This window comes from Pseudoalteromonas sp. SWYJ118, from assembly GCF_015864505.1.
In the GTDB taxonomy this organism is placed as follows: Bacteria; Pseudomonadota; Gammaproteobacteria; order Enterobacterales; family Alteromonadaceae; genus Pseudoalteromonas; species Pseudoalteromonas arctica.
Window position 1 is genome coordinate 92,699 of the sequence record NZ_JADYXC010000013.1, and the last position, 26,472, is coordinate 119,170.

General features: G+C 39.4%; 23 protein-coding genes and 1 tRNA gene. 2 read left to right on the forward strand and 22 right to left on the reverse strand.

Annotation, left to right across the window (positions count from 1 at the left end):
* Positions 1-539: 539 nt before the first annotated feature.
* From I6F48_RS13250 to I6F48_RS13350, 21 genes are all read right to left on the reverse strand, one after another.
* Positions 540-755 carry a TIGR02450 family Trp-rich protein gene (locus I6F48_RS13250; RefSeq protein ID WP_007585532.1) on the reverse strand — a complete coding sequence of 72 codons (216 nt, stop codon included), beginning with the start codon at positions 753-755 and terminating at the stop codon, positions 540-542.
* 64 nt (positions 756-819) lie between these two features.
* Positions 820-1,173, reverse strand: coding sequence for a cupredoxin domain-containing protein (locus I6F48_RS13255; protein ID WP_024593887.1), 354 nt, complete (start codon positions 1,171-1,173; stop codon positions 820-822).
* A gap of 20 nt (positions 1,174-1,193) precedes the next feature.
* On the reverse strand, positions 1,194-3,440 hold the full coding sequence (locus I6F48_RS13260) for a heavy metal translocating P-type ATPase (RefSeq protein ID WP_197119602.1): 2,247 nt from the start codon (positions 3,438-3,440) through the stop codon (positions 1,194-1,196).
* Entirely contained in the window at positions 3,430-3,873 is a 444-nt protein-coding gene (locus I6F48_RS13265; RefSeq protein WP_165728931.1) for a MerR family transcriptional regulator, read from the reverse strand. The genes I6F48_RS13260 and I6F48_RS13265 overlap by 11 nt, the downstream gene beginning before the upstream one ends.
* Positions 3,874-4,381: 508 nt before the next feature.
* The gene (locus I6F48_RS13270) at positions 4,382-4,879 is read right to left on the reverse strand and encodes a DUF2059 domain-containing protein (RefSeq protein ID WP_197119603.1); all 498 of its coding nucleotides are present in this window, start codon (positions 4,877-4,879) and stop codon (positions 4,382-4,384) included.
* A gap of 130 nt (positions 4,880-5,009) precedes the next feature.
* Complete coding sequence (locus I6F48_RS13275) at positions 5,010-5,342, reverse strand: Na+/H+ antiporter subunit G (protein WP_007585525.1); 333 nt, start codon at positions 5,340-5,342, stop codon at positions 5,010-5,012.
* A 9-nt stretch (positions 5,343-5,351) separates the two neighbouring features.
* Entirely contained in the window at positions 5,352-5,621 is a 270-nt protein-coding gene (locus tag I6F48_RS13280) for a K+/H+ antiporter subunit F (RefSeq protein WP_007378493.1), read from the reverse strand.
* A complete protein-coding gene (locus I6F48_RS13285) occupies positions 5,615-6,151 on the reverse strand; it encodes a Na+/H+ antiporter subunit E (RefSeq protein WP_007585523.1) in 537 nt (178 codons plus the stop codon). Before I6F48_RS13285 ends, I6F48_RS13280 begins: the two co-directional genes overlap by 7 nt.
* The gene (locus tag I6F48_RS13290) at positions 6,151-7,668 is read right to left on the reverse strand and encodes a monovalent cation/H+ antiporter subunit D (protein WP_197119604.1); all 1,518 of its coding nucleotides are present in this window, start codon (positions 7,666-7,668) and stop codon (positions 6,151-6,153) included. Before I6F48_RS13290 ends, I6F48_RS13285 begins: the two co-directional genes overlap by 1 nt.
* Entirely contained in the window at positions 7,665-8,018 is a 354-nt protein-coding gene (locus I6F48_RS13295) for a Na+/H+ antiporter subunit C (RefSeq protein ID WP_010554685.1), read from the reverse strand. The genes I6F48_RS13290 and I6F48_RS13295 overlap by 4 nt, the downstream gene beginning before the upstream one ends.
* Complete coding sequence (locus tag I6F48_RS13300; RefSeq protein WP_024608883.1) at positions 8,018-10,810, reverse strand: monovalent cation/H+ antiporter subunit A; 2,793 nt, start codon at positions 10,808-10,810, stop codon at positions 8,018-8,020. The genes I6F48_RS13295 and I6F48_RS13300 overlap by 1 nt, the downstream gene beginning before the upstream one ends.
* A 214-nt stretch (positions 10,811-11,024) precedes the next feature.
* Entirely contained in the window at positions 11,025-12,200 is a 1,176-nt protein-coding gene (locus I6F48_RS13305) for a hypothetical protein (RefSeq protein ID WP_197119605.1), read from the reverse strand.
* A complete protein-coding gene (gene nlpI / locus I6F48_RS13310; protein WP_121954716.1) occupies positions 12,187-13,065 on the reverse strand; it encodes a lipoprotein NlpI in 879 nt (292 codons plus the stop codon). Before nlpI ends, I6F48_RS13305 begins: the two co-directional genes overlap by 14 nt.
* Before the next feature lie 141 nt (positions 13,066-13,206).
* The gene (gene pnp, locus I6F48_RS13315) at positions 13,207-15,333 is read right to left on the reverse strand and encodes a polyribonucleotide nucleotidyltransferase (protein WP_197119606.1); all 2,127 of its coding nucleotides are present in this window, start codon (positions 15,331-15,333) and stop codon (positions 13,207-13,209) included.
* A gap of 620 nt (positions 15,334-15,953) precedes the next feature.
* Positions 15,954-16,223, reverse strand: a complete 270-nt coding sequence (gene rpsO / locus I6F48_RS13320; RefSeq protein WP_007585509.1) for a 30S ribosomal protein S15 — start codon at positions 16,221-16,223, stop codon at positions 15,954-15,956.
* A gap of 153 nt (positions 16,224-16,376) precedes the next feature.
* Positions 16,377-17,336, reverse strand: a complete 960-nt coding sequence (truB, locus tag I6F48_RS13325; protein ID WP_007585508.1) for a tRNA pseudouridine(55) synthase TruB — start codon at positions 17,334-17,336, stop codon at positions 16,377-16,379.
* A complete protein-coding gene (gene rbfA / locus I6F48_RS13330) occupies positions 17,320-17,805 on the reverse strand; it encodes a 30S ribosome-binding factor RbfA (RefSeq protein WP_007585506.1) in 486 nt (161 codons plus the stop codon). Before rbfA ends, truB begins: the two co-directional genes overlap by 17 nt.
* 156 nt (positions 17,806-17,961) lie before the next feature.
* Positions 17,962-20,622: a translation initiation factor IF-2 gene (gene infB, locus I6F48_RS13335; protein ID WP_007585504.1), complete on the reverse strand. Its 2,661-nt coding sequence runs from the start codon at positions 20,620-20,622 to the stop codon at positions 17,962-17,964.
* Between the two features lie 25 nt (positions 20,623-20,647).
* Complete coding sequence (gene nusA, locus I6F48_RS13340; RefSeq protein ID WP_165740140.1) at positions 20,648-22,147, reverse strand: transcription termination factor NusA; 1,500 nt, start codon at positions 22,145-22,147, stop codon at positions 20,648-20,650.
* Positions 22,148-22,186: 39 nt separating this feature from the next.
* On the reverse strand, positions 22,187-22,642 hold the full coding sequence (gene rimP, locus I6F48_RS13345; protein WP_002958482.1) for a ribosome maturation factor RimP: 456 nt from the start codon (positions 22,640-22,642) through the stop codon (positions 22,187-22,189).
* A 281-nt stretch (positions 22,643-22,923) separates the two neighbouring features.
* Positions 22,924-23,000, reverse strand: a tRNA-Met gene (locus tag I6F48_RS13350).
* A 430-nt stretch (positions 23,001-23,430) separates the two neighbouring features.
* On the opposite strand from I6F48_RS13350, the gene I6F48_RS13355 reads away from it, so the two are divergent.
* Entirely contained in the window at positions 23,431-23,892 is a 462-nt protein-coding gene (locus tag I6F48_RS13355; RefSeq protein ID WP_197119607.1) for a globin domain-containing protein, read from the forward strand.
* 191 nt (positions 23,893-24,083) lie between these two features.
* Positions 24,084-25,640, forward strand: a complete 1,557-nt coding sequence (locus I6F48_RS13360; protein WP_197119608.1) for a cryptochrome/photolyase family protein — start codon at positions 24,084-24,086, stop codon at positions 25,638-25,640.
* 60 nt (positions 25,641-25,700) lie between these two features.
* On the opposite strand, the gene I6F48_RS13365 is transcribed toward I6F48_RS13360, so the two are convergent.
* Positions 25,701-26,147 carry an Hsp20 family protein gene (locus I6F48_RS13365; RefSeq protein ID WP_007585496.1) on the reverse strand — a complete coding sequence of 149 codons (447 nt, stop codon included), beginning with the start codon at positions 26,145-26,147 and terminating at the stop codon, positions 25,701-25,703.
* Positions 26,148-26,472: the final 325 nt, after the last annotated feature.

Below are 26,472 nucleotides of genomic sequence, written 5' to 3' on the forward strand. Positions count from 1 at the left end.
TTACAACTTCGGTGCCACTTTTTATTTATTATTTAAAAACAATGAGTTAAACAATATAAAGCGAGAGAAGCTTAATTTGAGGAGGTGTTATTGTTGCTATTTAGCAACAGCCATTTACCTAAAAGCAATAAACCGATATAAATCAATTAGTTAGATTTAGTTAAAAAGACACACTTTTGCTAAAAAGCCAATAAGGGGGGTGTTTGGGTTAGTCTTCAAAATAAACTGAATATGAACATGGAAGTAACATAGGATTTGTTCGCGACTATTAAATAATTAATTCATTTATAATTAGTCAGTTACATTATTTTTGAGATTTATTATAAAAATTTTGAAAGGATATTTTGAAATTAACTGTTTTGTTGCCAAATGGCGAATTACTCAGAAAGAATGTGATATATGAGCTAAGTTATAGCATTGAGTTCATAACTTAATGCGCCGTAAAATATAGGTTCGCTTGAGTTAAGCAAACCTACATCGTGTGCCAGCTATCTGCAAATGTGCCGCTATTGGAGTGAGGTAAACTATGTAGATTTAAACTACTTCCACCCTTGCAGCCACTTTTGGTTATCTTTTAAATCTCGCCAACTAATTGGATATTGATTTTTTGACATAACAGCCTCGGTAATACATTCAATTACGTTGCCATCTTCATCAAATTCCACCTCAACAATAATGAAGTGTTTTTCTTTATTTATAGAAGGTGTTGCGGTCCATTTACTATTCAATAATTTTTTAGGGTTTAATTTATTCATTTAATGTAACTACTCATAACTTATATAAGGCAATTATACGACCCCAACACCTACTTAGTTCAGACTACTGCGCAACTAGCTTGCCTTTGTACATTTGCATTTGGCAATGAAAGTCATACTCACCGGCTTCAAGCGCAGGTAGTTTAACTGTATTGCCATCACCCATTGCCAGCGTTTTACTTATATCAAGCTGTGGAAATACCACTGTTTCGGCGCACGGCGCGCCATCTTTTCTATCAAAGGTAAGTACAACCTCTTTGTTGGCTGCCACTTTAATGTGTCCTGGCTTATAAACACCGTTATCAACAACTATCGTTACTTTGTTGTCATCACTTTGTGTTTGCTCTGGCTTGTATAGCCAAAACCAATAAATAATTGCGGCTATTAACAGTGCACCACCTATATTAATCATCAACATAATGTACTCCTTAGCTTAAATTACGATTTATTTGGTTTGAAAAAACGTAAGCGATTAGCGTTACTTACCACTGTAAGCGATGAAAGTGCCATAGCTGCACCGGCAACAACAGGGTTAAGTAGGATGCCAAAAAATGGATACAACACGCCGGCTGCAATCGGAATACCCGCCACGTTATAAATAAAGGCACCAAATAGGTTCTGTTTAATATTTAAAATAGTTGCACTACTCACTGCAATTGCATCAGCAAGGCCATGTAACGAACCACGCATTAAGGTAATGTCTGCACTTTCTATTGCAACATCGGTACCTGTGCCAATTGCAAACCCTACATCGGCTTGCGCAAGTGCGGGGGCATCGTTAATACCGTCACCTGTCATACCCACTATTTCACCGTTTGCTTGGCGCTTTGTTACTTCGTTTACTTTGTCATCAGGCATGACTTCTGCAATAAAGTCATCAATACCAACTTGCTTAGCAACGGCTTGTGCAGTGGCTTTGTTGTCACCTGTTAGCATAACTAGGTGAATACCTTTATCTTGCAGGCGTTTAATAGCTTCAACTGAATCCTCTTTAATAGGATCTGCTACTGCAATAATAGCTTGGAGCTTATTATTACTTGCAAAATACATGGGCGTTTTAGCATCACTGGCAAGTGTTTGAGCTTGCTCGGTTGCATCATCAACGGCTACATCGTATTTATCCATTAGCGCTTTATTACCAAACAACAATGTTTGCCCGTCAACACTGCCAGTTACACCTTTACCTGTAATTGCGTTAAAATCGGCTACTTTACTTAAAGCTAAGCCCTGCTTTTTAGCGTGTGCCGTAATTGCTTCTGCCAGTGGATGCTCTGAGCTACTTTCAAGGCTTGCAACACGTTGCATTACTGTATTTTCATCACTGTTATTAAACGTAACTACATCGGTAACTTGCGGTGTACCTTGAGTAATAGTGCCTGTTTTATCTAAAATCATGGTGGTGATTTTAGATGTTGTTTGCAGCGACTCACCATTTCGAATTAATATTCCTGACTCTGCAGCTTTACCAATACCCACCATAACCGACATAGGGGTTGCGAGTCCTAGCGCACAAGGACACGCAATAATAAGTACAGTGGTTATTGCAACAACGGCATAAGCAATTGATGGCTCAGGTCCAAAGTTTAACCATGCAAGACCCGCAAGTACTGCAATAATCATGACTGTTGGTACAAATATTCCTGATATAACATCAGCTAAGCGCCCTATTGATGGCTTAGAGTTTTGTGCACGTTTTACCATATTGATAATATTAGCCAGTGTGGTTTCGCTACCAATGTGCGTGGCTTTAAATAATAAAGTGCCACTTTTATTAATACTTCCGGCAACGACTTTGTCGCCCGTTTTTTTGCGGACAGCCATTGGCTCACCAGTAAGCATTGACTCATCAACCGTACTGCTGCCTTCAATAACATCGCCATCCACAGGGATTTTTTCACCCGGGCGTACGCGTACTTCATCATTTTTTACAACATCACTAATGTCGATGTCTTGCTCTTGCCCATCGCGAATCACGCGTGCAGTTTTTGGTTGCAGGCCAATTAAGCGTTTAATTGCTTGTGAGGTGCGCCCACGTGCTTTTACTTCAAAAGCGAGCCCTAAACTAATTAAACCGATGATCATCGATGATGCTTCAAAATATACGTGTCTTGCAACTTCCGGTAATAAGTTTGGTGCTATTACCACAAACATTGAATACAACCACGCAGTACCTGTACCAAGCGCTATTAATGTATCCATATTGGCAGCATGGTTTTTAAATGCCTGCCATGCACCGTTGTAAAATTGTTTACCTGATATAGCCATAACCACAAGCGTGACTATACCCACTAAAAACCATGCTATTCGTTGTGTGTCGGTGGTCACACTCATGTCAAAAATAAGCCCGTATATCATTAACGGTGCACCGACCCCTAACGCTAATATCATATTACGCATTAGCTTTTTGTAATGTGCCTCGTCCGACTTTGCTTTTTCATCAAGTGCATCTTGATCAGACTCGTTACTCATTGGCTTAGCTGAATAACCAATGTTTTCGACTGCTTTAATAAGCGTGCTTTCGCAGGCTTTACCTTCTACACGTACTGTACGCTCAGCAAAGTTCATTTCTACATTTTGCGCACCTTGCACGCTATTAAGGGCTTTTTCAATTTTAGCCACACAACTGCCGCAATTAGCACCTTCAATAATAAAGTTTTGCGCGGTGTCTTTTGTATTAGTCGTCATTACGCTGCTCCTTATTTGCAGAATCGTTTATTGGATCAACAAATGATTCTATTAAACTACACACGTCACTGGCATTTGCACCATCGGCTGATGTATCCCATTGCGCCAGAGCTGCATGCATTCTGTTTCGTAATTTTAATGTTTCTTGAAATAGTGCTTCGGTTTCTTCTAGGCGTTTAGTAATGAGTTTACGCGTTAACGGACAAGGACAATTCCCCAGCTCTGACTCGCCTATAATGTGTTGAATATCTTTGAGTGAAAAACCAAGTTGACGAGAGCTAATAATAAACTTTAAACGTTGCTGGTCTTGCTTTGTATACTCTTGATAGCCATTTTCTTCACTGCGTATTGGGTTAAGTAACCCAACACGTGTGTAATGACGAACAGTATCGGCAGTCACGCCCATTAACTTGGCGAGTTGTTTAACATACATAATTTAGCTCCGTCGTGTTTCAGTAGCTTCATAATAAACCTAGGTGCAACACATAGGTCAATGACTATTTTAAAACTAATAAAATAATACCAATTCGCTTAATTAAGTAACCTATTTAAGACAAGAAAATAGTGTTGATAACAAGGCAAAGGTTTCGTTATTTAGTTGTTATCACTAATTGCCTCTGCATCCATGCAGTCGTATATCAAAATGTTTAACGCAGTTAACGCCGAATTTAATCCCTCAAATTGATTAAGTATTGTTGCTCATTAGTATAGTGACACAAACATAATTAACTTAAGCTGATATCGGGCGTGTATTATCTGTAGGGGATGTAATTTAGGAGAGAAGCGCCTAAGTAAGGCGCGTATTAATCTAAGGGCGTGTTGATCATTGGTGGTTTAATTTACAGCAGACTGTTTGGTCTTTAGGCAAGGCAGAGCCTATGTAGTGTGGTTATTCCCCATAAATAGGCGATAACGCAGCATAAATACCAAACATGCGTGCCCTAGTTTGATTCGCTACGGCTTTGCTCTAATTCGTCGCTTAGTTGCTGCGCTAAAGTTTGTATTTTAGGCATAGCATCTTTCATTAAGCTTTGTGACATTTGCATAGACTCTTGCATTACAACAGGCATTTTTTCAAGTATTTTTTGCCCAGTATCTGTTTTATAAAAAGCTAACATATCGGCAATTTCTTGTTCATTAAAATGCTTGTCGTACACGTTAACCATCATTGGCTGCATTTTAGCCCAGCTCATTTGCGTTTTTAATACTGCTGTCATATCTGCGTAGTATTTATCAAAAATTGGCTGCTCAGAAGGCTTAACGCCCATTTGGTCTGACATGCCTTTCATCATACCTTCAACCTGGCCGTACATAGAGTCAACCATTGAATCTAAATTCATTACACTAATAAGTTCATCTATTTTTTGCTGCTTAGTATTTTGTTCAGCATATAAACTACTAGAAAAAATCAGTAATGATAAAAGTAGTACCTTACCCATAATAATATCCTTTCATATAAATAATCGTTTTATAGTTACATTATTAATTAGTCTTGTAAAGGGTACAAGCAATCACTAAAAAGGCCGAGTAAAATGAATTTATTCGGCCTTTTATAAATATATTTTTATGTTAATCGTCTTCTACATTATCTAGGCCTTTAGTGCCTTCTTTGGCTTTTAGCTTATGATGAATAGCTGACTTTATTAGCATGTAACCACTAATCGGTGCCGTAATTAGTAAAAATATAGTAATGAGTATTTCTTTAACACTTAGGCCATGCCCTGAATTTGCAAAATAAACCATAGCTGCAATTAGCATACTTGCCATGCCCAACGTTGTTGCTTTAGTTGGCCCATGCAAACGCATAAAAAAGTCAGGTAGTTTAACTAAGCCTATTGAGCCAATTAAAATAAACGTACCACCAAATAACAATAATATTGATACAACCCATTCGCTGATCATGTTTTCACCTTATTCAATTATATCGCCACGTAGTAAATACTTACACACTGCAACTGTACTTATGAAACCTAGCATGGCAATAAGCAGTGCAGCTTCAAAATAAAGCCCTGTATCCATACTAATGCTATATAAAATAATCAGTGCAATGACGTTAATGTACATTGTATCGAGCGCTAAAACACGATCAGGCACTGATGGACCAATGATCAATCGCCATAAATTAAGCAACAATGATAAGCCAATCATCGAAAAAACAATGAGTAATACGGTGTCTAACATTGAAATATCTCCTTTAGTGGAGCTTCGTAGCGTTGTTTTATTTGTTTGATAAGTGCTTCTTCATCTTTAAGGTCAAGCACATGTATTAATAAGTAGCGTTGTGTTGGCTCTTCACCCTCAGGTAACGATTCAGCAATTGGGTAAACCTCTGCACTCACTGTACCGGGTGTAAGCGATACACTACTGGCCAATATGGTAATTGGCATATCATGAGTTAAATCTATCGGTACTTTTATAAATGCCGGACGCAAATTTTTAGATGGCCCAAGTATAAGTAAAGCCACTTGTAAATTTGCTACGACAATATCGTACAGCACAATAAGCAACTGCTTAAGAGCCAAGCCCGGCTTTAAAATTAGTGGCTGAGGCTCGCGAAGCGAAAAACTTAATATCGGGATAAGTATTGCAAAAATAGTCGCTAATACTAAGTGCCCTACCGACACGCTATTATTTAACAATAGCCAAACCATAAACAAAAATAAGCTACGAAATGGCGTTGGTAACCAACGAAAACGGGCTTGTAATCTCATCACATGCCTCCTTTAAGTACAGCATTAATACCGCCGCTTATATCATGTAACTGAGTAGCAGCACCTAGCATGTATTCACTTATTGGTCCGCCAAAAATAACGAGCAATGGCGAACACGCAAGTAAACCTATAATTACAATTACCTGCAACGGGTGTGCATTTGCACAATCTGCGTTTTCGCTATTTTTACTTTTATGCTCCCAAAACAAGGTCGTGCCAGCACGCGAAAGCGCTACCAACAACGCAAAGCTTGTTACTAAATATACAGGCCAAAATAGTAAAGCTTGCTCACTATTTAATGTGGCTTTAAGTATCCAAATTTTACCTACAAAGCCTGATAGTGGCGGCATACCAACTACAGTTAAAGCCGCAACAATAAAGCACACACCTAATAAAAATGGTTGTTTAACAGAGCGACCCGCTACTAGCCTATCACCAACTTTACCGCGCTGGATTGAAACTAAGTCTGCTAGTAAAAACAGTGCGGCACTAACAAGTGTTGAATGCACTAAATAATATAAAAGTGCAGCAGTGGCATTTACATTTTGCAATGCAATTAGCGCAACCAACGTACCTACCGATACTAATACTAAGTTAGAGGTGAGTTTACGTAAGTCTTGCGCTGCCATAACGCCAATGGCACCCACTATAATGGTGGCAATTGCTAATCCCCAAAGCCAAGGCTGCGCCATATGTTCAAGCGCTCCTGCTTGTTCGCCAAATATCACCGTGTAAACACGAAGCATGGCGTAAACGCCTACTTTAGTCATAATCGCAAACAATGCAGCAACCACAGGTTTAGCGCTTGAATACGTATTTGGAAGCCATAAATGCAGAGGTAATAGTGCGGCCTTTAAAGCAAATACAATTAATAGTAATAAACCACCTGCTTTTGCTAGGTATACATCATCGCCCGAAAGCTGTGATACTTTTTGCGCCATATCTGCAATATTAAGCGTACCAAGTACACCGTACAAAATACCCAAACCGATTAAAAATACGCTTGAGCCAACTAAATTTAATATTACATATTGCAGTGCCGCACGAGTGTTTTGTTTATCACCTGCATGCATTAACAGTGCATATGATGCAATCAGTAACACTTCAAAAAATACAAATAGGTTAAATAAATCGCCAGTTAAAAACGCGCCATTTACACCCAATATTAAAAAATGAACAAGTGGATGATAAAAGCTGCCCTTTTCATCATCGCCAGCACTACCATATAAAATAGCGCCCAAACCTAAAAGTGAAGTTAACGTAACCAATAAGGTAGATAACATGTCAGCGACTAAGACTATCCCAAATGGTGCAGACCAACTACCAATAGCGTAAACATTAATACCTGTATTATTAATATGTACAAGTAAAAGCACACTAATGGCAAAAGTAGCTATTGCCATTACAATTGAAACTAAGCGGCGAATTTTGACGCTTTTACCACATGGCGGCAGCAATAAAATAACTGCCGTCAACATAGGTAATAAAATAGGTATCGAAGCTAAATGTTGGATCATTTTTGCTCCTTATTATCTGCAGAGGTGTTAGGCACATAACCATCAACATGGTCACTACCTAAATCGGCGCGCCCACGTATTGCCAAAATAACCACAAATGCGGTCATCGCAAAACCAATCACTATTGCAGTTAGTACTAATGCTTGAGGTAGAGGATCGGCGTATTCTGTGCCAGTACCAAGTACTACCGCTTTATTAATAGTAAGGCGACCTGCTGAAAACAAAAATAAATTAACAGCGTATGAAATCATAGTAAGCCCAAGTACTACAGGGAATGTACGAGCTCTCAGCAGTAAAAACACACCGCAACTGACCAATACTCCAACGCAAGATGCGTACAATAATTCCATTAAATATTTACCTCTTTTTTCTGGGTATCTGCTGTCATATTACCTAAGCTTGCTAAAATCATTAACGTAGCGCCTACAACAGTTAAGTAAACACCTAGGTCAAATGCAATCGCGCTGGCAAGCTCTGTTTTACCGACAAACGGAATATCAAAGTAGTCAAACCAAGTTGTTAAAAATGGCTTATCGAAGAACCAACTACCCACACCTGTAAACAAAGAAATACCGATGCCTGAGGCTATAATTTTGCGATAATTAACATCAAAGCGTTCGTTTATCCATGCTGTACCATGCGCCATGTATTGCAAAATAAACGCGATTGACGTTACCAGTCCTGCAATAAAGCCACCACCAGGTAAGTTATGTCCACGTAAGAAAATATATGCAGAAACTAATAACGCAAGCGGTAATAAACTTTGTGAAATACTCGCCAGTAATATTGGATGACGTTCTTTAGCCCATGGGCGCCCTTCGCTGTCGCTTGCTGGCATAAATAATGGAATTCGAGAAAGTACTTTAAATATACCTAATGCGGCAATACCTAATACGGTAATTTCTCCAAGCGTATCAAAGCCCCTAAAGTCGACCAAAATAACGTTAACCACGTTGGTACCACCGCCACCTATTTTAGCGTTAGCAATAAAGAAGTCTGAGATTGAATCTAATGGACGTGTAAGTAATGCGTAACAAATACTCGCTATCACTACACCTAACGTAGAGGCTATTGCTAAGTCTCGAAGTACGCGTAATGAACTTGATTCTTTTGGCGTATGCTGCGGCAAGAAAAACAATGCCAACATAAGTAAAATAATAGTAACAACCTCAACGGTTAGCTGCGTAAGCGCTAAATCTGGAGCAGAAAAGCGTGTAAATACAACCGACACCATTAATCCTACAATTGAGAGCATTAATAGCGATACCATTCGAGAGCGATGCCAAATAACGGTGGCAAGAGCACCAATAATCAATAAGCCTGCACCAATTGCATTGTGCACATCAACAGGGGTAAGTGGCATGCTTCCGGCAAGTTGTTGCATTTCAAATAATGGCCAACCCGCACACAGCAATACTACCGCTAGCATAATTACAAGGTAGCGCTGTAGTGATCCATTTTCTGTACTGCTTACCTTTGACTGACACCAAGCAATAACGCTTAATATCACACGTTCAAACGTTTTTTTAGCGTTTAAAGGTGGTAACGATGCTTGAAATTGAAATAGATATTTACGATTAATATAAATAAATAAGCCGCCAGCAATCGCCATCGCACTCATTAGTAGAGGCAAATTAAACCCATGCCAGATAGCCAATTCGTACACTGGCATTTCTTTTCCAAGTACAGCTAAAGACGCCGCAGATAAAATGCCATCAATTGTAAAGTGCGGGAACATACCCACTAACAAACAAATCACAACGAGTATTTCTATTGGTACACGCATATAGCGCGGTGGCTCATGCGGCGTACGAGGTAAATCAATTGGTTCACCATTAAAAAACACGTCATGAATAAAGCGTGCTGAGTACGCAACAGCTAATGCACCTGCAACAGTTGCCAGTACTGGAATTAACCACGACATAGAACCAAGCACTTGCTGGTGTAGCGTTTCTGCAAAAAACATTTCTTTAGACAAGAAGCCATTTAGTAAAGGAACTCCTGCCATTGCAGCCGCCGCGACCATCGCAAGCGTTGCAGTGTATGGTAAGTATCGCCACATACCATTTAATTTACGCATATCGCGCGTGCCCGTTTCGTGATCAATAATACCAACGGCCATAAATAACGACGCTTTAAACGTTGCATGGTTAATTATGTGAAAAATAGCAGCAACAGTCGCAAGCTCAGTATCAAGTCCGAGTAATAGCGTTATTAAACCCAAATGGCTTATTGTTGAATAGGCTAACAAGCCTTTTAAGTCGTGTTTGAATAGTGCTATATAAGCGCCAAACAACAGCGTAGCTAAACCCGTTAACCCAACGAGCAAGAACCAAGTATCGGTGCCTGCCAAAGCAGGATGAAAACGTGCTAACAAAAATATACCGGCTTTTACCATCGTCGCAGAATGTAAATACGCGCTTACTGGCGTAGGCGCTGCCATTGCATGAGGAAGCCAAAAGTGAAATGGAAATTGTGCCGATTTAGTAAACGCACCCAGTAGCACCAATACCAATGCTACTTCGTATAAATCATGAGATTGAATTATTGCTTTACTCGCTAGAATAACATCTAGGTCGTAACTACCAACAATATCACCTAATAGCATCAATCCAGCAAGTAACGCTAAGCCGCCTGCGCCTGTTACAGCAAGCGCCATACGTGCGCCTTTTCGCGCTTCTGATTTATGCCACCAAAAACTAATTAATAAAAATGAGCTGATGCTCGTTAATTCCCAAAACAACCACAGTTGAATGACGTTGTTAGACATAACAATACCAAGCATTGCAGTCATAAATAGCATTAAGTAACTATATAGCTTAGCCATTGAGTCATTAGCGCTTAGGTAGTAACGGGTGTAGAGGATAACGAGCAAGCCTATGCCTAAAATCATAAACATAAACAATAAACTGAGGCCGTCTAACCGCAGAGACAAATCGAGTCCTATTGACGGGATCCAAGCTAAAGAATAACGAATGGTTTCGCCCGCTAAAACGGCAGGTGCATGGTATAGAGTAATCCCCAAAGCCGTCAAAGGCGCAAGAGCCGTTAAACTAGTGCTTAAATTGCGGGATAACTTACCTGTGCATGCAGAAATAACACTGCCAATTAAGGATAACAAGGGTATCCAGAGCAAAGTCATAATGTAGGGCCTTTTATTATCATAAGTTTATCAGGGCATCTCTTTTTAATACTAAGTGATGCTTTTACTGCCTGTTTTTAAACGACATTAATGACTATAGTTATACTGAAAAACACTGATTTTGTCTATAAAAAGCGGTTCTGTATGGGTGTTTTTTAAACAAGAACTAACAATTTATTAAGCCTAAAAAACAATTAATTAATACTGATAATTGTTAATTTAATATGGCCTTATTTGCAAATGTAAGCGCGCCAGGGTGACGATGAAAGTTACCATTGGTCATATCTAAATGTTTCAACCAAAGTTGTCTATATTGCGCTGAGAGCCCTAACTGCTGATATTGCATAATAGACCAATTTTCACTAGGTTTATAAGCAATACCCCCTACCTGGCAACTCTTTGCTTTATGCCAACCTGTTGGCGGCGACTCACCATGAGAAATAAATAAATTAGGTGCAACAAAACCCGTTTTTGCACACAACCATGCTTGCTTAGTTTTAGGCAAAGCGTATTCATCTTCAAAACCGTTAAAATGCATCAGCTCATGCAAAAATATACTGTATTTTGCTTTTGAGTTTATTAGCATTGTTCCCTTCGTGACATTAGCCGTTCCATCTTTAGGCATCATCACTATAAAATCAAAATTGTTAGGAAGCTGGCTATTAAGTTTAGATGATTGCCAGTCACACTTTGCTATTTGACTAGTACTACTTTTACACTCAAGCATACCCGCAACGTAAACGGGTTTTGAAAAGCAAAAAATATTTTCACGGGGCTCTGGTTGTTTATTATAAGCATTAATAAACTCTGTAAGTTTATATAAGCCACTGCGATGATCGCTCATAGTCAGCACGTTAAACATACATTGCTTATTAGGTTTGCTTATATTTCTTAAAGATGAAAAACCGAGATCGTGGATAAACGCGGTAGATATTTTACTCTGTGGTATTTTTAACTGAAGTTTTAGATGATTTAGTACATCCCCTGCTGGTAATTTGTTTTTACTAGCGAGTAACTCTAAATCGCTCCAACGTGATTGCTCAAGTAACTTTGTTGCTAATATTTTACGCTCTGGGATTGTTAAGTCATTTATAGCGGAGAGCCAAAATTGTTTTGCAGTATCACTCTGACTGCTTTTAATAAGCTTAAGAGAATACATATATTGTGCTGAGGAAATTTTACTGCGAGCAAGTATAGCTAAAGAGGTCTTTGATAACTGCTCTAGGTGATCAGAAAAATAAGCTGGTGAATTCCAATAACTTTGTAGAACATTGGCTTTTGTATTTAAAACATGCCAAAAGCCAATAGCGCCAAGGTGATTACTCGAGCCTGTAATTAACAAACAACATAGTAATACACCTATTAATTTAAAACGCTTAACTTGCGTCAACACCTTCCATCAACTCAAGTTCTAAACGCGCATATTTGTACTCAATAAACTCATGTACATTGGTTGCTAGCGCAAGCCTAAAATAGTCTGATGCTAAGTACAGCTCACCCGCTGCTTGATGCATTTTGGCTAAGTAAAAATAAGCTTCACATAAACGTTGCGCATATTCTTGCTCAGTTCTAACACCATCACTAATGCCTGATAAAAATGCATGTTCACTCATATCGCCCGTATAAAGAGAAATTAACTGATACGCCCATTGTGAATCATCAAGCGCAGTCGCATTTTGTTTAAGGGCATCAAGTGCGATTACTTTATCCTCGTGTGCCTGGGCTAAATAAACCCATAAAACACGGTACGGATCGTTAGGAGAACGGGCTAAAAACTCGTTAAAGTCATTTTTAGCAAGGCCAGCTCTATCGCCGTAATACAGTGCAATTCCTCGATTTAAATAGGCGTATTCATGCTCTTCATCAAGTTCTAGAGCTGAATCGAAAAACTCATAGGCTTTTTCGTACTGCTGCATAAGCGTATGTTGAATACCTAAAAAATTATATACTTCAGCTAAATCAGGCTTAAGTTTTACTGCGCGGTTAAAATCAATACGCGAAAGAGTGGTCATACCTAGACTATCGAAAAGTACACCACGGTCGTAATAAAGCTTAGCTTGTTGCTCTTCGCTTAAGTCAGCCCTATTCAATAACTCTGAGTAGCGTGCAATAGCAATTTCACTTCTAAAGTCAGAGGCTAAAGGTGCAGTAAATGGCACATTAACAATCGGGGTTGGTTCTGATTCTGTTGTAGTTTGGCAAGCGCTTAAAGACAAAATAGCAAAAGATGCCAAAGCTAAATGTTTGAGTATCATTAAAATCCTTAATACCAAGATATATCGCGATTAATATAAGACAGACCTTGTCCAATAAGGTTTCATTAAAGCATAAAAAAAGGGGCTAAACAGCCCCTTTTTTATCATCTAGCTAATATAACTAGATTAATAAGTTAACAATTACGCGTCAGTTGGCGCGTCAGCTGCAGGTGCTGCTGATTCCATTGCTTCTTTAATACTTAGACGTACACGGCCTTGGCGATCTACTTCTAGTACTTTAACTTTAACTTCTTGACCTTCAGAAAGGTGATCAGCCACGTTATTAACGCGCTCAGTACTAATTTGAGAAATATGTACTAGACCATCTTTACCAGGAAGAATGTTTACAAACGCACCGAAATCAACAATACGTACAACTTTACCTTCGTAGATAGTACCTACTTCAAGTTCAGCTGTTAATTGCTCAATACGGCTAATTGCATTAGCTGCACTTTCGCCATCTGTAGCGGCAATTTTAATCGTACCGTCGTCACCGATTTCAATCGTTGTACCAGTTTCTTCAGTAAGCTGACGAATAGTTGCGCCACCTTTACCGATAACTTCAGCGATTTTCTTCTGTGGGATTTTCATTGTGTATATGCGAGGAGCAAACATTGATAGCTCTTCAGAAGGAGCAGAAATTGCTTCGTCCATCACTTCTAAGATATGTAAACGTGCAGCTTTTGCTTGTTTAAGCGCAATTTGCATGATTTCTTGAGTGATACCTTCGATTTTGATATCCATTTGAAGTGCAGTGATACCTGCAGCTGTACCAGCAACTTTAAAGTCCATGTCACCTAAGTGATCTTCATCACCTAAGATGTCAGAAAGAACAACGAATTTATCGTCTTCTTTAACTAGACCCATCGCAATACCGGCAACAGACGCTTTAATTGGTACACCGGCATTCATAAGTGCAAGTGAAGTACCACATACAGAAGCCATTGAAGATGAACCGTTTGATTCAGTGATTTCAGATACTACACGGATTGAATATGGGAATTCAGTCAATGTTGGCATTACAGCAGCAATACCACGCTTAGCAAGGTTACCATGGCCGATTTCACGACGCTTAGGAGAACCAACAAAACCAGTTTCACCTACACAGAATGGAGGGAAGTTGTAGTTAAGCATAAAGTGGTTTTTATGAGTACCAGTTAAATCGTCGATTAACTGTGAATCACGTTCTGTACCAAGTGTAGCTGTTACTAACGCTTGAGTTTCGCCACGAGTAAAGATAGCAGAACCGTGAGTACGCGGTAATACGCCAGTCATTACATCTAGTGCACGAATCATATCTGGTTCACGACCATCGATACGTTTTTCGCCAGAAGCGATACGGCCACGAACGATTTTCTTCTCAAGTGAACCGAAGATTTTACCAATTTCTTGCTTATCTAAAGACTCGCCTTCAGCAAGTTCAGCTGTTAACACTGCAACAACTTCATCTTTAGCTACGCCAAGTGCTTCTTTACGCGCTACTTTATCAGTGATTAAGTAAGCTGCGCCTACTTTATCAGCAGCAATTGCTGCAACTTTATCTTCTAGTGCAACGTTTTTAGCTGGTGCAGTCCAATCCCAAGTAGGCTTGCCTGCTTCTGCTTTAAATTCTTCGATTGCAGTGATGATCGCTTGAGATTGCTCATGACCATATACAACAGCGCCAAGCATTACTTCTTCTGCAAGTACGTTAGCTTCTGATTCAACCATAAGTACCGCTTTATCAGTACCGGCTACCACTAAATCAAGTTGGCTTTCTTCAAGCTCTTTTAATGTAGGGTTAAGTACGTATTCGCCGTTGATGTAACCAACGCGAGATGCACCAATTGGACCACTGAACGGGATACCAGAGATAGCAAGTGCTGCTGAAGTACCAATCATCGCAACCATATCAGGTTGGATTTCAGGGTTAACAGAAACAACAGTAGCAATAACTTGTACTTCGTTTACAAAACCGCTTGGGAAAAGTGGACGAATTGGACGGTCAATAAGACGTGCAATAAGTGTTTCGCCATCGTTAGGACGACCTTCACGCTTTAAGAAACCACCTGGGATACGACCAGCAGCGTACATACGCTCTTGGTAGTTAACTGTTAGTGGGAAAAAGTCTTGGCCAGGTTGTGCTTCACGCTTACCAACAACAGTTACTAAAACTGAAGTGTCGCCAATGCTTGCAAGTACAGCGCCGTCTGCTTGACGAGCGATTGCACCAGTTTCTAGAGTCACTGTATGTTGACCTAGTTTGAATTCTTTAATAATTGCTTGCACTTAAAATATTCCTTAAATGTATTCTAATAAGTTGTCATCAAAGTACCAATTACAGTACATAATTGTATTCAGTTGGAAATCAATTAAGTACTACAATTGGCAATGATGTGAATAAGCGTAGATAAACCTTTTTACCTACGCGCATAGTATATACCAAAGCTGCTTCAAAATGCGAGTCTAGGGTGTGTTGATCTTTGTGGATTGAAATTTGTTCAATCTAGGGTCGATTTAATCACGGCGCGAGATTTGTAACCTAGTGGGCTAAGTAAAAATCGAGCAACAAAGAGTTAATCGCCCCTAGGATGAACCCGCAGGGCAGCGCATGTTTGGCATTTATGCTGCGTTATCGCCTATTTATGGGGAATAACCACACTACATAGGCGCTGCCTTGCCTAAAGACCAAACATACAGCTGCAAAATTAATCACGAAAGGTCAACACACACTCGCTACTAGATTTAAACTGGGCTAATTAGCGGGTAAATACAACAGCTATTGGTAGTCTATGAAATGGGGGTTTTATATTATAATTCAATAGGTTTAAGAATTTTCTTAATTTGGAAACACAAATTTTAGGCACAAAAAAAGGAGCTAAAAAGCTCCTTTTTCTATAATCTAGTTCTTAGCGACGTAGGCCAAGTTCTTTGATTAACGCAGTATAACTAGTGATGTCTTTACCTTTAAGGTAATCAAGTAGTTTACGGCGAGTGCTTACTTTACGAAGCAGACCACGACGTGAGTGGAAGTCATGCTTGTGATCAGCAAAGTGACCTTGAAGCTTGTTGATGTCAAAAGTAAGTAATGCTACTTGTACTTCTGATGAACCTGTATCGCCTTCTGCACGTGCAAATTTAGCAATGATATCGATTTTTTCTTGATTGCTTAGTGACATAGTAACTCCAAAAATTAAATTTAAAAGGTGTCTTAGCCGATCACTAATTCAGCCAAAACGATTAAGCGGGCGTATTCTACCAACTGTAGGAATAACTACAAGCTAATTATCCCCAACTACAACTAATAAGCCACCGTTAGGCACATTAGTTGCTTATTCAGGCTTTACGTAATCGTCTTGCTGACTAGCAAGACCACGTTTAACCTTTAAATGACCGTTTGAGTTGCGCTCACCAGTACCAATAAATATATTATCCGCAACAACTTTAATTGCACCATCAGGTAAAGCGATTGATAATTCTACAGCTTGCCCGTGACTAAAAATCCCCCCTTGTTCTTTTGTAATTTCAACAACGGGTAAATCAGTTAAAGCAGTATCAATTGGTAGCAATAGCGAGTCTAAATAAGTTGAAGGCGCAAGCTCTTCTTCTTTCGCTTTAGCAAGCAACGCTTCAATCTCATCAAGCGAGACCATTTTATCTGCCGGATACTGACCAACAGCGGTTCTGTGGAGCATAATAACGTGTGCGCCACAGCCTAGGTTTTCGCCTAAATCATCAACGATTGTACGAATGTAGGTCCCTTTAGATACATGGGCCGTCATTTGTAATACGTTGCTTTGTTCATCAAATTCGTCAAACGATAAGCTAAACACGTTTATTTTTCTGCATTTACGAGGAACTTCAATACCTTCGCGCGCGTACTTATATAACGGTCTACCTTGGTACTTAAGAGCTGAGTACATTGACGGATATTGTTCAGACTCACCAACAAAAGCAGCTATTTCTTTTGTTAGCTGTTCACGCGTAACGTTCACATCTTTAGTGCTAACAATTTCGCCATCAGAATCTGATGTTGTTGTACGCTCACCCAGTTGTGCTCGAACGATATAGGTTTTATCTGTATCGAGTAAAAACTGCGTAAACTTAGTCGCTTCACCAAAACAAATTGGCAGCATACCTGTGGCAAGTGGATCTAAAGCACCTGTGTGTCCAGCTTTTTGCGCAAAATAAACACTTTTTGCTTGCTGTAATGCTTTATTTGATGAAATGCCTTCAGGTTTGTTTAACAACAAAATACCGTCAACTGCACGGCCTTTACTGCGCTTTGCCATCTGTATCAGTGCCTTCTTCGCTATCTGTATCGTCTACGTGATCAGTACCTTCTTCGCTATCTGAAACATCAGCAGCATCAACACTTTCTACGTCTTCATCTACATGCTTTGCGTTATCTTCGCGGATAATAGAATCCACTAAGTTAGAAATACGCATACCTTCCATTAATGAGTTATCAACTACAAACTTTAACTCAGGCATTATACGTGCACGGATACGCTTACCAAGTAACGAGCGAATATAGCCCGTTGCTTCATTAAGTACTTTTGCGCTTTGCTTTGCTGCGTCTTCATCTTGTGTGTTAAACACAGTAATGAAAATTTTGGCATAAGATAAATCGCGCGATACTTCTACCGCTGACACTGTCACCATACCTAAGCGTGGATCTTTAATTTCGCGTTGTAAAATTACAGCAATCTCTTTTTGGATTTGCTGTGCAACACGATCAGTGCGAGAAAATTCTCTCATTATACTTGTCCTAAAATAATAACTTATTGAAATTAAATAATAAGTTAACTAAATAATGGATATGCAAATGGGGGCTAAGCCCCCATTTAAAATCTTAGCGTAGGGTGTGTAGAACGTCCGGCGTTAACCTGAGCGTTCAATACTCCCTAGTAACAATTATAGAGTACGTTGTACTTCAACTGTTTCGAATACTTCGATTTGGTCACCAACACGTACGTCATTGTAGTTCTTAACGCCGATACCACATTCCATGCCGTTACGAACATCAGCAACATCGTCTTTAAAGCGACGAAGTGACTCAAGTTCACCTTCATAGATAACAACGTTTTCACGTAGTACACGGATTGGAGCGCTACGTTTAATAACACCTTCAGTAACCATACAACCAGCGATTGCGCCAATTTTTGGAGACTTGAATACGTCACGAACTTGAGCAAGACCAATGATTTCTTGTTTAAACTCTGGCGCTAGCATACCTGACATTGCTTGTTTAACTTCGTCAATCAAGCTGTAGATTACGCTGTAGTAACGTAGGTCTAAGTTTTCAGTCTCGATAACTTTACGAGCTGAAGCATCAGCACGAACGTTAAAGCCAACTACAATTGCGTTAGACGCTGCAGCTAGTGTTGCATCAGTTTCGGTAATACCACCAACACCTGAACCAACAATCTTCACTTTCACTTCATCAGTAGAAAGTTTAGTTAGTGAATCAGAGATTGCTTCGATAGAACCTTGAACGTCTGCTTTAAGTACCACGTTAACTTCAGAAACATCGCCTTCAGTCATGTTAGTAAACATGTTTTCAAGCTTAGCTTTTTGCTGACGTGCTAGTTTAACATCGCGGAACTTACCTTGACGGTATAAAGCAACTTCACGCGCTTTACGCTCATCTTTAACTACAGTCGCTTCGTCGCCTGCAGCAGGAATACCAGAAAGACCTAAAATCTCAACTGGGATAGATGGACCAGCTGACTTAATGTCTTTACCGTTTTCATCGCGCATTGCACGAACACGGCCATACTCAAGACCACATAATACAATGTCACCTTGGTTAAGCGTACCAGATTGAACAAGTACTGATGCTACTGGACCACGGCCTTTATCAAGACGAGATTCAATAACAACACCAGCCGCCATACCTTCAGTAGGTGCAGAAAGCTCTAAAAGTTCAGATTGGTTCAATACTGCTTCAAGAAGGTCGTCAATACCTAAGCCAGTTTTAGCTGAGATATGAACGTACTGCGTATCGCCGCCCCATTCTTCTGGAATAACGTCTAGTACAGCAAGTTCGTTTTTAACACGATCTGGATCTGCGCCTTCTTTATCCATTTTGTTTACTGCGATGATTAAAGGAACGCCAGCTGCACGAGCATGCTGTACCGCTTCTTTAGTTTGTGGCATAACGCCATCATCTGCTGCAACTACTAGGATTACGATATCAGTCGCTTTAGCACCACGAGCACGCATTGAAGTAAATGCAGCATGTCCTGGTGTATCTAAGAAGGTGATCATGTGACCGTTTACATCAACATGGTATGCACCAATATGCTGTGTAATACCACCGGCTTCGCCAGAAGCAACCTTCGCAGAACGAATGTAATCAAGAGTTGATGTTTTACCATGGTCAACGTGACCCATTACAGTTACTACTGGAGCACGTGGCTCTGACTTACCATCTTCGTGGCGGTCATTAAGTACTGTTTGCTCTAATTCGTTTTCTTTAACAATGATAACCTTGTGACCCATTTCTTCTGCAACTAATTGTGCAGCTTCTTGGTCAATCACTTGGTTAATAGTAACCATGTCACCCATTTTCATCATTGTTTTAACAACTTCAGCGCCTTTAACGGCCATGCGTGATGCAAGCTCAGCTACTGTAATTGTTTCGCTAATACGCACTTCATTTTTAACATCAACAGTTGGTTTTTGGAAACCATGTTGTAATGATGCAGGTGCTTTTAACTTAGACTTGTTACGGCCTCTTGACGCTGCAAATTTATCTTTTGCTGGCGCTTTTTTCTTTTTCTTAGCACGGCGTGTACCTTGCTCATCACGAGCATCGGCAACATCTTCTGCTTCACGTGCATAAGTAGAAGTCGTAAGATGGTGATCCGCTGTTTCTTCGCGTTTCTTACGTTCTTCTTCTTCTTTCTTCCAGCGTGCCGAGTTTTCTTCAGCTAGCTTTCTTGCTTCTTCTGCTTGACGTTTCGCTTCTTCTTCAGCTTTCTTCAATGCGGCCTCTTCTGCTTCTTTTTGCAGACGCTCAGCTTCTATGCGATCTTTCTCAGACTTAGCACTTTGCTCTGGGGTCATCTGCTTTTGTTTCGCTTTACGCTCTGCATCAGCTTTGCGTTTAGCTTCTTCTTTGGCTTTACGGTCGGCTTCTTCTTTCGCTTTGCGTTCTGCCTCTTGTTTCGCTTTTAATTCTGCGGCTTCTTGGTCAGCTTTTTGCTGCTCTTCAAGACGCACTTTTTCTTCAGCAGCTAAGCGAGCTTGCTCTTGTTCTTGTTCCATTGCGCTTTTCTTCACGTAAGTACGTGTTTTGCGAACTTCAACTTGAACATCTTTTGCTTTACCAGTAGAACCCGTAACACTTAAAGTGCTTTTGCTCTTACGTTGTAAAGTCATACGCGCTGGGCCATCTGAACCTGTACCGCCATGATGCTTGCTTAAATGATCAAGTAACGTTGCTTTTTCAGCTTCTGTTACGTTATCAGTTGCTTGCTTAGTGATACCTGCTTGTGAAAACTGCTGTAGCAATTTATCAACAGTCGTACCTATATCGCCGGCTAGTTTTTCAACATTTACTTCTGCCATAGTGTGTAATACCTCCGTTAATAAATTACTCGTCTGCAAACCAACAAATGTTTCGTGCAGCCATAATCAGTTCACCCGCTTTTTCAGATGAAAGTTCTGTGATATCAACTAATTCGTCAATACCTTGTTCTGCCAAGTCTTCAAGTGTAACAACACCCTTGCTTGCCATCACAAATGCTAAGTGACGTTCTAAGCCTTCAAGCGCAAGTAAGTCTTCAGCTGGCTCTGCGCCATCTAAGCTTTCTTCCGTTTTAAGTGCTTTAGTAGTCAATGCATCTTTTGCGCGTGAACGCAGTAAATCTACAGTCTCTTCATCAAGACCATCAATTTCTAAAAATTCAGACGCTGGTACATACGCCACTTCTTCAAGTGTAGAGAAACCTTCGTTGATAAGTAATGATGCAAACTCATCATCAATTTCTAAATTTTCAGTGAATAAGTTAAGTAACTTATCAGATTCAGCTTCATTTTTAGTACGCATGTCTTCAACAGTCATTACGTTTAGTTCCCAGCCAGTTAACTGACTTGCTAAACGAACGTTTTGACCATTACGACCAATTGCTTGCGCTAGGTTATCTGCTTCTACAGCGATATCCATTGAGTGAGTGTCTTCATCCATTACGATTGAAGCAACTTCTGCTGGCGCCATTGCATTGATAACAAATTGTGCCGGGTTGTCATCGTAAAGTACGATATCAACACGCTCACCGCCAAGTTCTGACGATACAGCTTGCACTCGTGCGCCACGCATACCAACACATGCACCAATTGGGTCAATGCGTTTGTCGTTAGATTTAACAGCAATTTTAGCGCGTGAACCTGGATCACGTGCTGCAGCACGTAATTCAATCATCTCTTCGCCAATTTCTGGCACCTCAATGCGGAATAATTCCATTAGCATTTCAGGTTTAGAGCGCGTTACAAATAATTGTGCACCGCGTGCTTCAGGCTTAACTTCATATAAAAAGCCACGAATACGGTCACCCGGGCGGAAGTTTTCACGTGGTAACATGTCATCACGGTAAATTACTGCTTCTGCGTTATTGCCTAAATCAAGAACAATAGAGTCACGCGTTGCTTTTTTAACAACACCCGTTACCAACTCACCTACTTGATCTTTGTATGCTTCAACAACTAAAGCACGCTCAGCTTCACGTACTTTTTGTACGATAACTTGCTTAGCCATTTGTGTTGTAATACGGTCAAATTTGATTGAGTCGATTTGCTCTTCAACATAATCACCCATTTGCAAATCAGGTTCTTCAACCTGTGCTGCTTCTAGAGTGATTTCGCTGTATGGATTCTCTAAAGAACCATCTTCTAATACAGCGGCAATCTGCCAACGACGGAACGTATCGTAATCACCAGTTTTACGGTCAATTGCTACGCGTACTTCAATTTCGCCATCGTGTTTTTTCTTTGTAGCTGTCGCTAAAGCGAACTCTAGAGCTTCAAAAATCTTTTCTTTTGGAACCGCTTTCTCATTGGAAACGGCTTCAGCAACCAATAATATCTCTTTTGCCATGGGTAATGCCTCGCTTGCCCTATTCCTTCGCACTCGAATTTAAAACTTCGCGATTAAATTCGCACGTTCGATGTTACTAAGCATGATCAGATGCTCTGCACCATCGCTAGATAGTGTGATCATATCGCTGCTAACTGCTACTAAGTCGCCTTTAAAATTACGACGACCATCCTGTGGAAGTTTAGTACGCACGCGTACTTCCTCTCCTTGCGCCTGCTCGTAGTGATCTTGTTTGAATAATAGACGATCAACACCAGGAGACGATACTTCCAAATCATATTCATTTGTAATTGGGTCTTCGACGTCTAAAATCGCACTAATTTGGCGACTTGCATCCGCACAGTTATCAACTGAGATCCCATCCTCATGAGCAATATATACTCTTAAGGTAGAATGGCGACCCGCTTGCACAAATTCAAGACCATGCAATTCAAAGCCTAACATTTCTACCGCAGGCGTTAACATGGTTACTAAATCTTGTTCAAGTTTTGTCACGAAAATCCTCCATACAAACAAAAAAAGGGCTTATAGCCCTAAAATACTGAGTTTAAGTTTTAATTTGATGACAATTGCCACAAATCGCAAGGTGCAGATACAACAACGCCCCGAACCAAGCGGGGCGTCACACCAATAAAGCATAAAACTGTGTGGCCTAGGGCCAAGCTTGGTTGCGAGTCAGTAAACTGACCTAATTAAACTACATAGTCTAAAACGCAAAACGCGCATTACTTAGAATGCGCGATATAAATTAGTAAGGTAATACCTACTAGTAGAATTGGTTGCGGGAGCCGGATTTGAACCGACGACCTTCGGGTTATGAGCCCGACGAGCTACCAGACTGCTCCATCCCGCGCCAATAGATATCAAACTTTAAATTTAATATCGCTGTTAGCTGTTTTACAACATGCTAAACAATGGCCGCTATTATAAGGATGTACGGGATGATTAGCAACTATAATACGCAATTAGTTTATAAAATTTCCAATTCGTCAAGATGCTAATTTAATGTATATATAAGTAACATAAGTAATCAATCAATTTTATAAAATGCTGTCTCTAAATTATTAAATATTACAGCTTATTATTTTTGAGTGAAAATCAAACAAACTAAATTTGAGCTACCTTAGTACCTTCTAGATGCTTACAATTTACTAGAAAATAAATTGATATAACTAAAACCCATACTTTAACACTAAAAAAACGTGCAGAATTTTATCTGCCCGCTATAATCAATTTTATGCCACTTAATAATAATAGTTATTACTCACTGCAGCGAGATAAAAATGAACCAACAACAATCAGCATTGTTAAATAACTTAACAATTATTAAGCCAAATTTTCATGCATTCACGGCTCGATTTCACAGTAAATTGGCTGAATCTAGCATTGAAATGAATTACCCAACAGCCTTACAATTTAACGAAAAGAGTTTTACCCTTTTTTGTGTGTTAGAACGAATTGTTAAACATTTAGATAAGCCAGCATCGGTAGCTCCTTTTTTAGCACATCATTTAATGTACCTAAAAAAAAGCAGTGTTTCGCAAAGTGACATTGCACCATTATCTGATGCGTTTTACGAAACCCTTAAAGAGCACCTTGGTAAACACTTTACTCCTGAGAGCCAGCTCGCTTGGAAAAAAGCCCTTAAATATTTTGAAAACTTTGCCAGCAATATTCTATTTAATGTATCTAATGTGGTTTCGTTACAACAAAAAATGCAGCAAAAGCAAAGTAATAAAATTTAAATATAAAATTTTAGGGGTGGCAATTTAACTTACTTAACCTCCCCATTAATTAAACTCATTTGCACACCATGATCCAACACGCCTTTATTGCCTTGATAATCGGTTAAGCCTTTTTGCTCTATTCACTCGTAGTTAAATAGTAAAACGATCCTTTAATTAAATACGTCCGTATAAAAAAATTTGGCTTTACTATGACCCATCACAAAACACTCAGACTAATACTAGGCGATCAGCTAAACCCATCTCATTCATGGTACAAGCAAAAAGACGACGACACGCTTTACCTCATCGCAGAACTAAAACAAGAAACTGACTACGTTAAACATCACATTCAAAAACTGTGTGCTTTTTTTAATGCTATGGAAAACTTTGCAACTGCATTAAACACGGCAGGTTTTAATGTTTTGCATTTAACACTTGATGATACCGATGACGACAAGGACTTGATTGAATTACTCAAGCGAGTTGCCGATAAATACCAATGCGACTCTATTGAATATCAATACCCTGACGAGTTTAGGCTAAAATCTCAATTAGCTAAGTTTAAAAGTGATAGCTCATTAAATGTAATTGCTACAGATACTGAACACTTTTTATTACCGTTCACCGATATAAAAACACGCTTTACAAAAAACAAGCATGTAACAATGGAGCACTTTTATCGTGCTATGCGTAAGCAATTTAATATATTAATTGATGATGCAAAGCCAACTGGTGGCAAATGGAATTTTGATAGTAATAATCGTAATAAATTTTCTAAAAAAGACTTAGCCGACATCCCAGAGCCTAAGTTATTCAATACTGATGTTAGCATCATTATTTCTCGTTTAAATAAACACAACGTCACTTATTTGGGTGAAATAAATGAACATTCACTGGAGTGGCCAACAACGCGTAAACAAGCGATTGAATCTCTTGAATACTTTTGTGAGCACTTACTTAGTCGCTTTGGTCACTTTCAAGATGCGATGACAGATCAAAGTAAAAACAATACCAGCCTGTACCATAGCCGTTTATCGTTTGCCCTAAACGCAAAAATACTCCACCCGTTATATGTAATCAAACGTGTAATAAGCGAATACGAACAAAGACCCAATGAAATATCCCTCTCGCAAGTAGAGGGCTTTACCAGGCAAATATTAGGCTGGAGAGAGTATGTACGTGCCATTTATTGGATTAACATGCCCGACTACGCAGTTAAAAATCAATTACAAGCCAAAAATAAACTGCCATCTTATTTTTGGAACAGCTCTACAAAAATGAATTGTCTAAGCCACTCACTCAAGCAAAGCCTTGAAACCGCTTATGCTCATCATATTCAGCGCCTAATGGTTATTGGGAACTTTTGCATGCTCACAGGAATAAACCCTGATGACGTAGACAACTGGTACTTAGGCGTTTATATAGATGCCATAGAATGGGTAGAAATGCCCAACACCCGAGGCATGAGTCAGTTTGCCGATGATGGAATAATTGCAACAAAGCCTTATGCTGCAAGCGGTAACTACATTAATAAAATGAGCGATTACTGCAAAAGCTGTCAGTACGATGTTAAACAAAAAGTAGGAGATAAAGCCTGCCCGCTAAATAGCTTGTATTGGCATTTCATGAATAGACACAGAGACAGGCTAGAGAAGAACCCACGTATTGGTATGGTATATAAAAACTGGGATAAACAAGATGAAACACTTCAAGAACAAACGCTGCAACAAGCAACCTACTACCTTAATAATTTAGAAGCGCTTTAAGTAAAAAAACCGCCTCAAATGAGGCGGCTAAATAATCAGGGGAATATGTACTTTAGAAGACTATTTACCTTCTATTAGATTGCTATTACCAATTTCTATTTTACGTGGTTTAAGTGCTTCAGGAATTTCACGCTGTAACTCTATGCTCAATAAGCCGTTAGCTAAATCGGCACCAAGTACTTTTACATGGTCTCCAAGCTGAAATTTACGTTCAAAGTTACGCTCTGCTATACCTTGATGAATAAACTTACGTTCATTATTTTCATCTTTATTAGCTTTAATACCTGCAACTTTTAATGTGTTGTTTTCTGACTCAATGGTTAATTCACTATCACTAAAACCGGCAACGGCCATAGTGATTCTGTATTTGTCTTTATCGAGTGCTTCTATATTGTAAGGAGGAAAACTCGGCTGCTTGTCTGTATTAGCTGCCGCATCCATAAGTGATGCTAAATGTTCGAAGCCGATAAATGAACGATAAAGTGGTGATAAGTCTACTGTACGCATAATAATATCCTCATATTTAAGCGATATTTTGCATGTGCTTTTCTATTGAACAAGCTCAAGCAAAGTTTAATTAATAATATAAATTTCAATTGTTTAAGTTTAATTTAGGACCCATCAGGCGTCCTACTTAACTATATATGGACGGTAAAATTGTTTTCAAGAGATTAATTTAAAAAAATTAAAAATAAATAAAAAAGGCACTAAAAAGCTGTCTCTTATACACAAATCCCTGCTAAGAAATTAGCGGGGATTTTTTTGAACTAAATCTCAATGTCATGATCAGATCTTCAAATCTTGTTTGAGGGCACATTATGATTAACGAACA

What these genes read in the sequence shown, in the direction of transcription:
- I6F48_RS13250 (WP_007585532.1), bottom strand. Translation starts at nt 755, where the DNA reads ATGAATAAATTAAACCCTAAAAAATTATTGAATAGTAAATGGACCGCA.
- I6F48_RS13255 (WP_024593887.1), bottom strand. Translation starts at nt 1,173, where the DNA reads ATGTTGATGATTAATATAGGTGGTGCACTGTTAATAGCCGCAATTATT.
- I6F48_RS13260 (WP_197119602.1), bottom strand. Translation starts at nt 3,440, where the DNA reads ATGACGACTAATACAAAAGACACCGCGCAAAACTTTATTATTGAAGGT.
- I6F48_RS13265 (WP_165728931.1), bottom strand. Translation starts at nt 3,873, where the DNA reads ATGTATGTTAAACAACTCGCCAAGTTAATGGGCGTGACTGCCGATACT.
- I6F48_RS13270 (WP_197119603.1), bottom strand. Translation starts at nt 4,879, where the DNA reads ATGGGTAAGGTACTACTTTTATCATTACTGATTTTTTCTAGTAGTTTA.
- I6F48_RS13275 (WP_007585525.1), bottom strand. Translation starts at nt 5,342, where the DNA reads ATGATCAGCGAATGGGTTGTATCAATATTATTGTTATTTGGTGGTACG.
- I6F48_RS13280 (WP_007378493.1), bottom strand. Translation starts at nt 5,621, where the DNA reads ATGTTAGACACCGTATTACTCATTGTTTTTTCGATGATTGGCTTATCA.
- I6F48_RS13285 (WP_007585523.1), bottom strand. Translation starts at nt 6,151, where the DNA reads ATGAGATTACAAGCCCGTTTTCGTTGGTTACCAACGCCATTTCGTAGC.
- I6F48_RS13290 (WP_197119604.1), bottom strand. Translation starts at nt 7,668, where the DNA reads ATGATCCAACATTTAGCTTCGATACCTATTTTATTACCTATGTTGACG.
- I6F48_RS13295 (WP_010554685.1), bottom strand. Translation starts at nt 8,018, where the DNA reads ATGGAATTATTGTACGCATCTTGCGTTGGAGTATTGGTCAGTTGCGGT.
- I6F48_RS13300 (WP_024608883.1), bottom strand. Translation starts at nt 10,810, where the DNA reads ATGACTTTGCTCTGGATACCCTTGTTATCCTTAATTGGCAGTGTTATT.
- nlpI (WP_121954716.1), bottom strand. Translation starts at nt 13,065, where the DNA reads ATGATACTCAAACATTTAGCTTTGGCATCTTTTGCTATTTTGTCTTTA.
- rpsO (WP_007585509.1), bottom strand. Translation starts at nt 16,223, where the DNA reads ATGTCACTAAGCAATCAAGAAAAAATCGATATCATTGCTAAATTTGCA.
- truB (WP_007585508.1), bottom strand. Translation starts at nt 17,336, where the DNA reads ATGGCAAAGCGCAGTAAAGGCCGTGCAGTTGACGGTATTTTGTTGTTA.
- rbfA (WP_007585506.1), bottom strand. Translation starts at nt 17,805, where the DNA reads ATGAGAGAATTTTCTCGCACTGATCGTGTTGCACAGCAAATCCAAAAA.
- infB (WP_007585504.1), bottom strand. Translation starts at nt 20,622, where the DNA reads ATGGCAGAAGTAAATGTTGAAAAACTAGCCGGCGATATAGGTACGACT.
- nusA (WP_165740140.1), bottom strand. Translation starts at nt 22,147, where the DNA reads ATGGCAAAAGAGATATTATTGGTTGCTGAAGCCGTTTCCAATGAGAAA.
- I6F48_RS13355 (WP_197119607.1), top strand. Translation starts at nt 23,431, where the DNA reads ATGAACCAACAACAATCAGCATTGTTAAATAACTTAACAATTATTAAG.
- I6F48_RS13360 (WP_197119608.1), top strand. Translation starts at nt 24,084, where the DNA reads ATGACCCATCACAAAACACTCAGACTAATACTAGGCGATCAGCTAAAC.
- I6F48_RS13365 (WP_007585496.1), bottom strand. Translation starts at nt 26,147, where the DNA reads ATGCGTACAGTAGACTTATCACCACTTTATCGTTCATTTATCGGCTTC.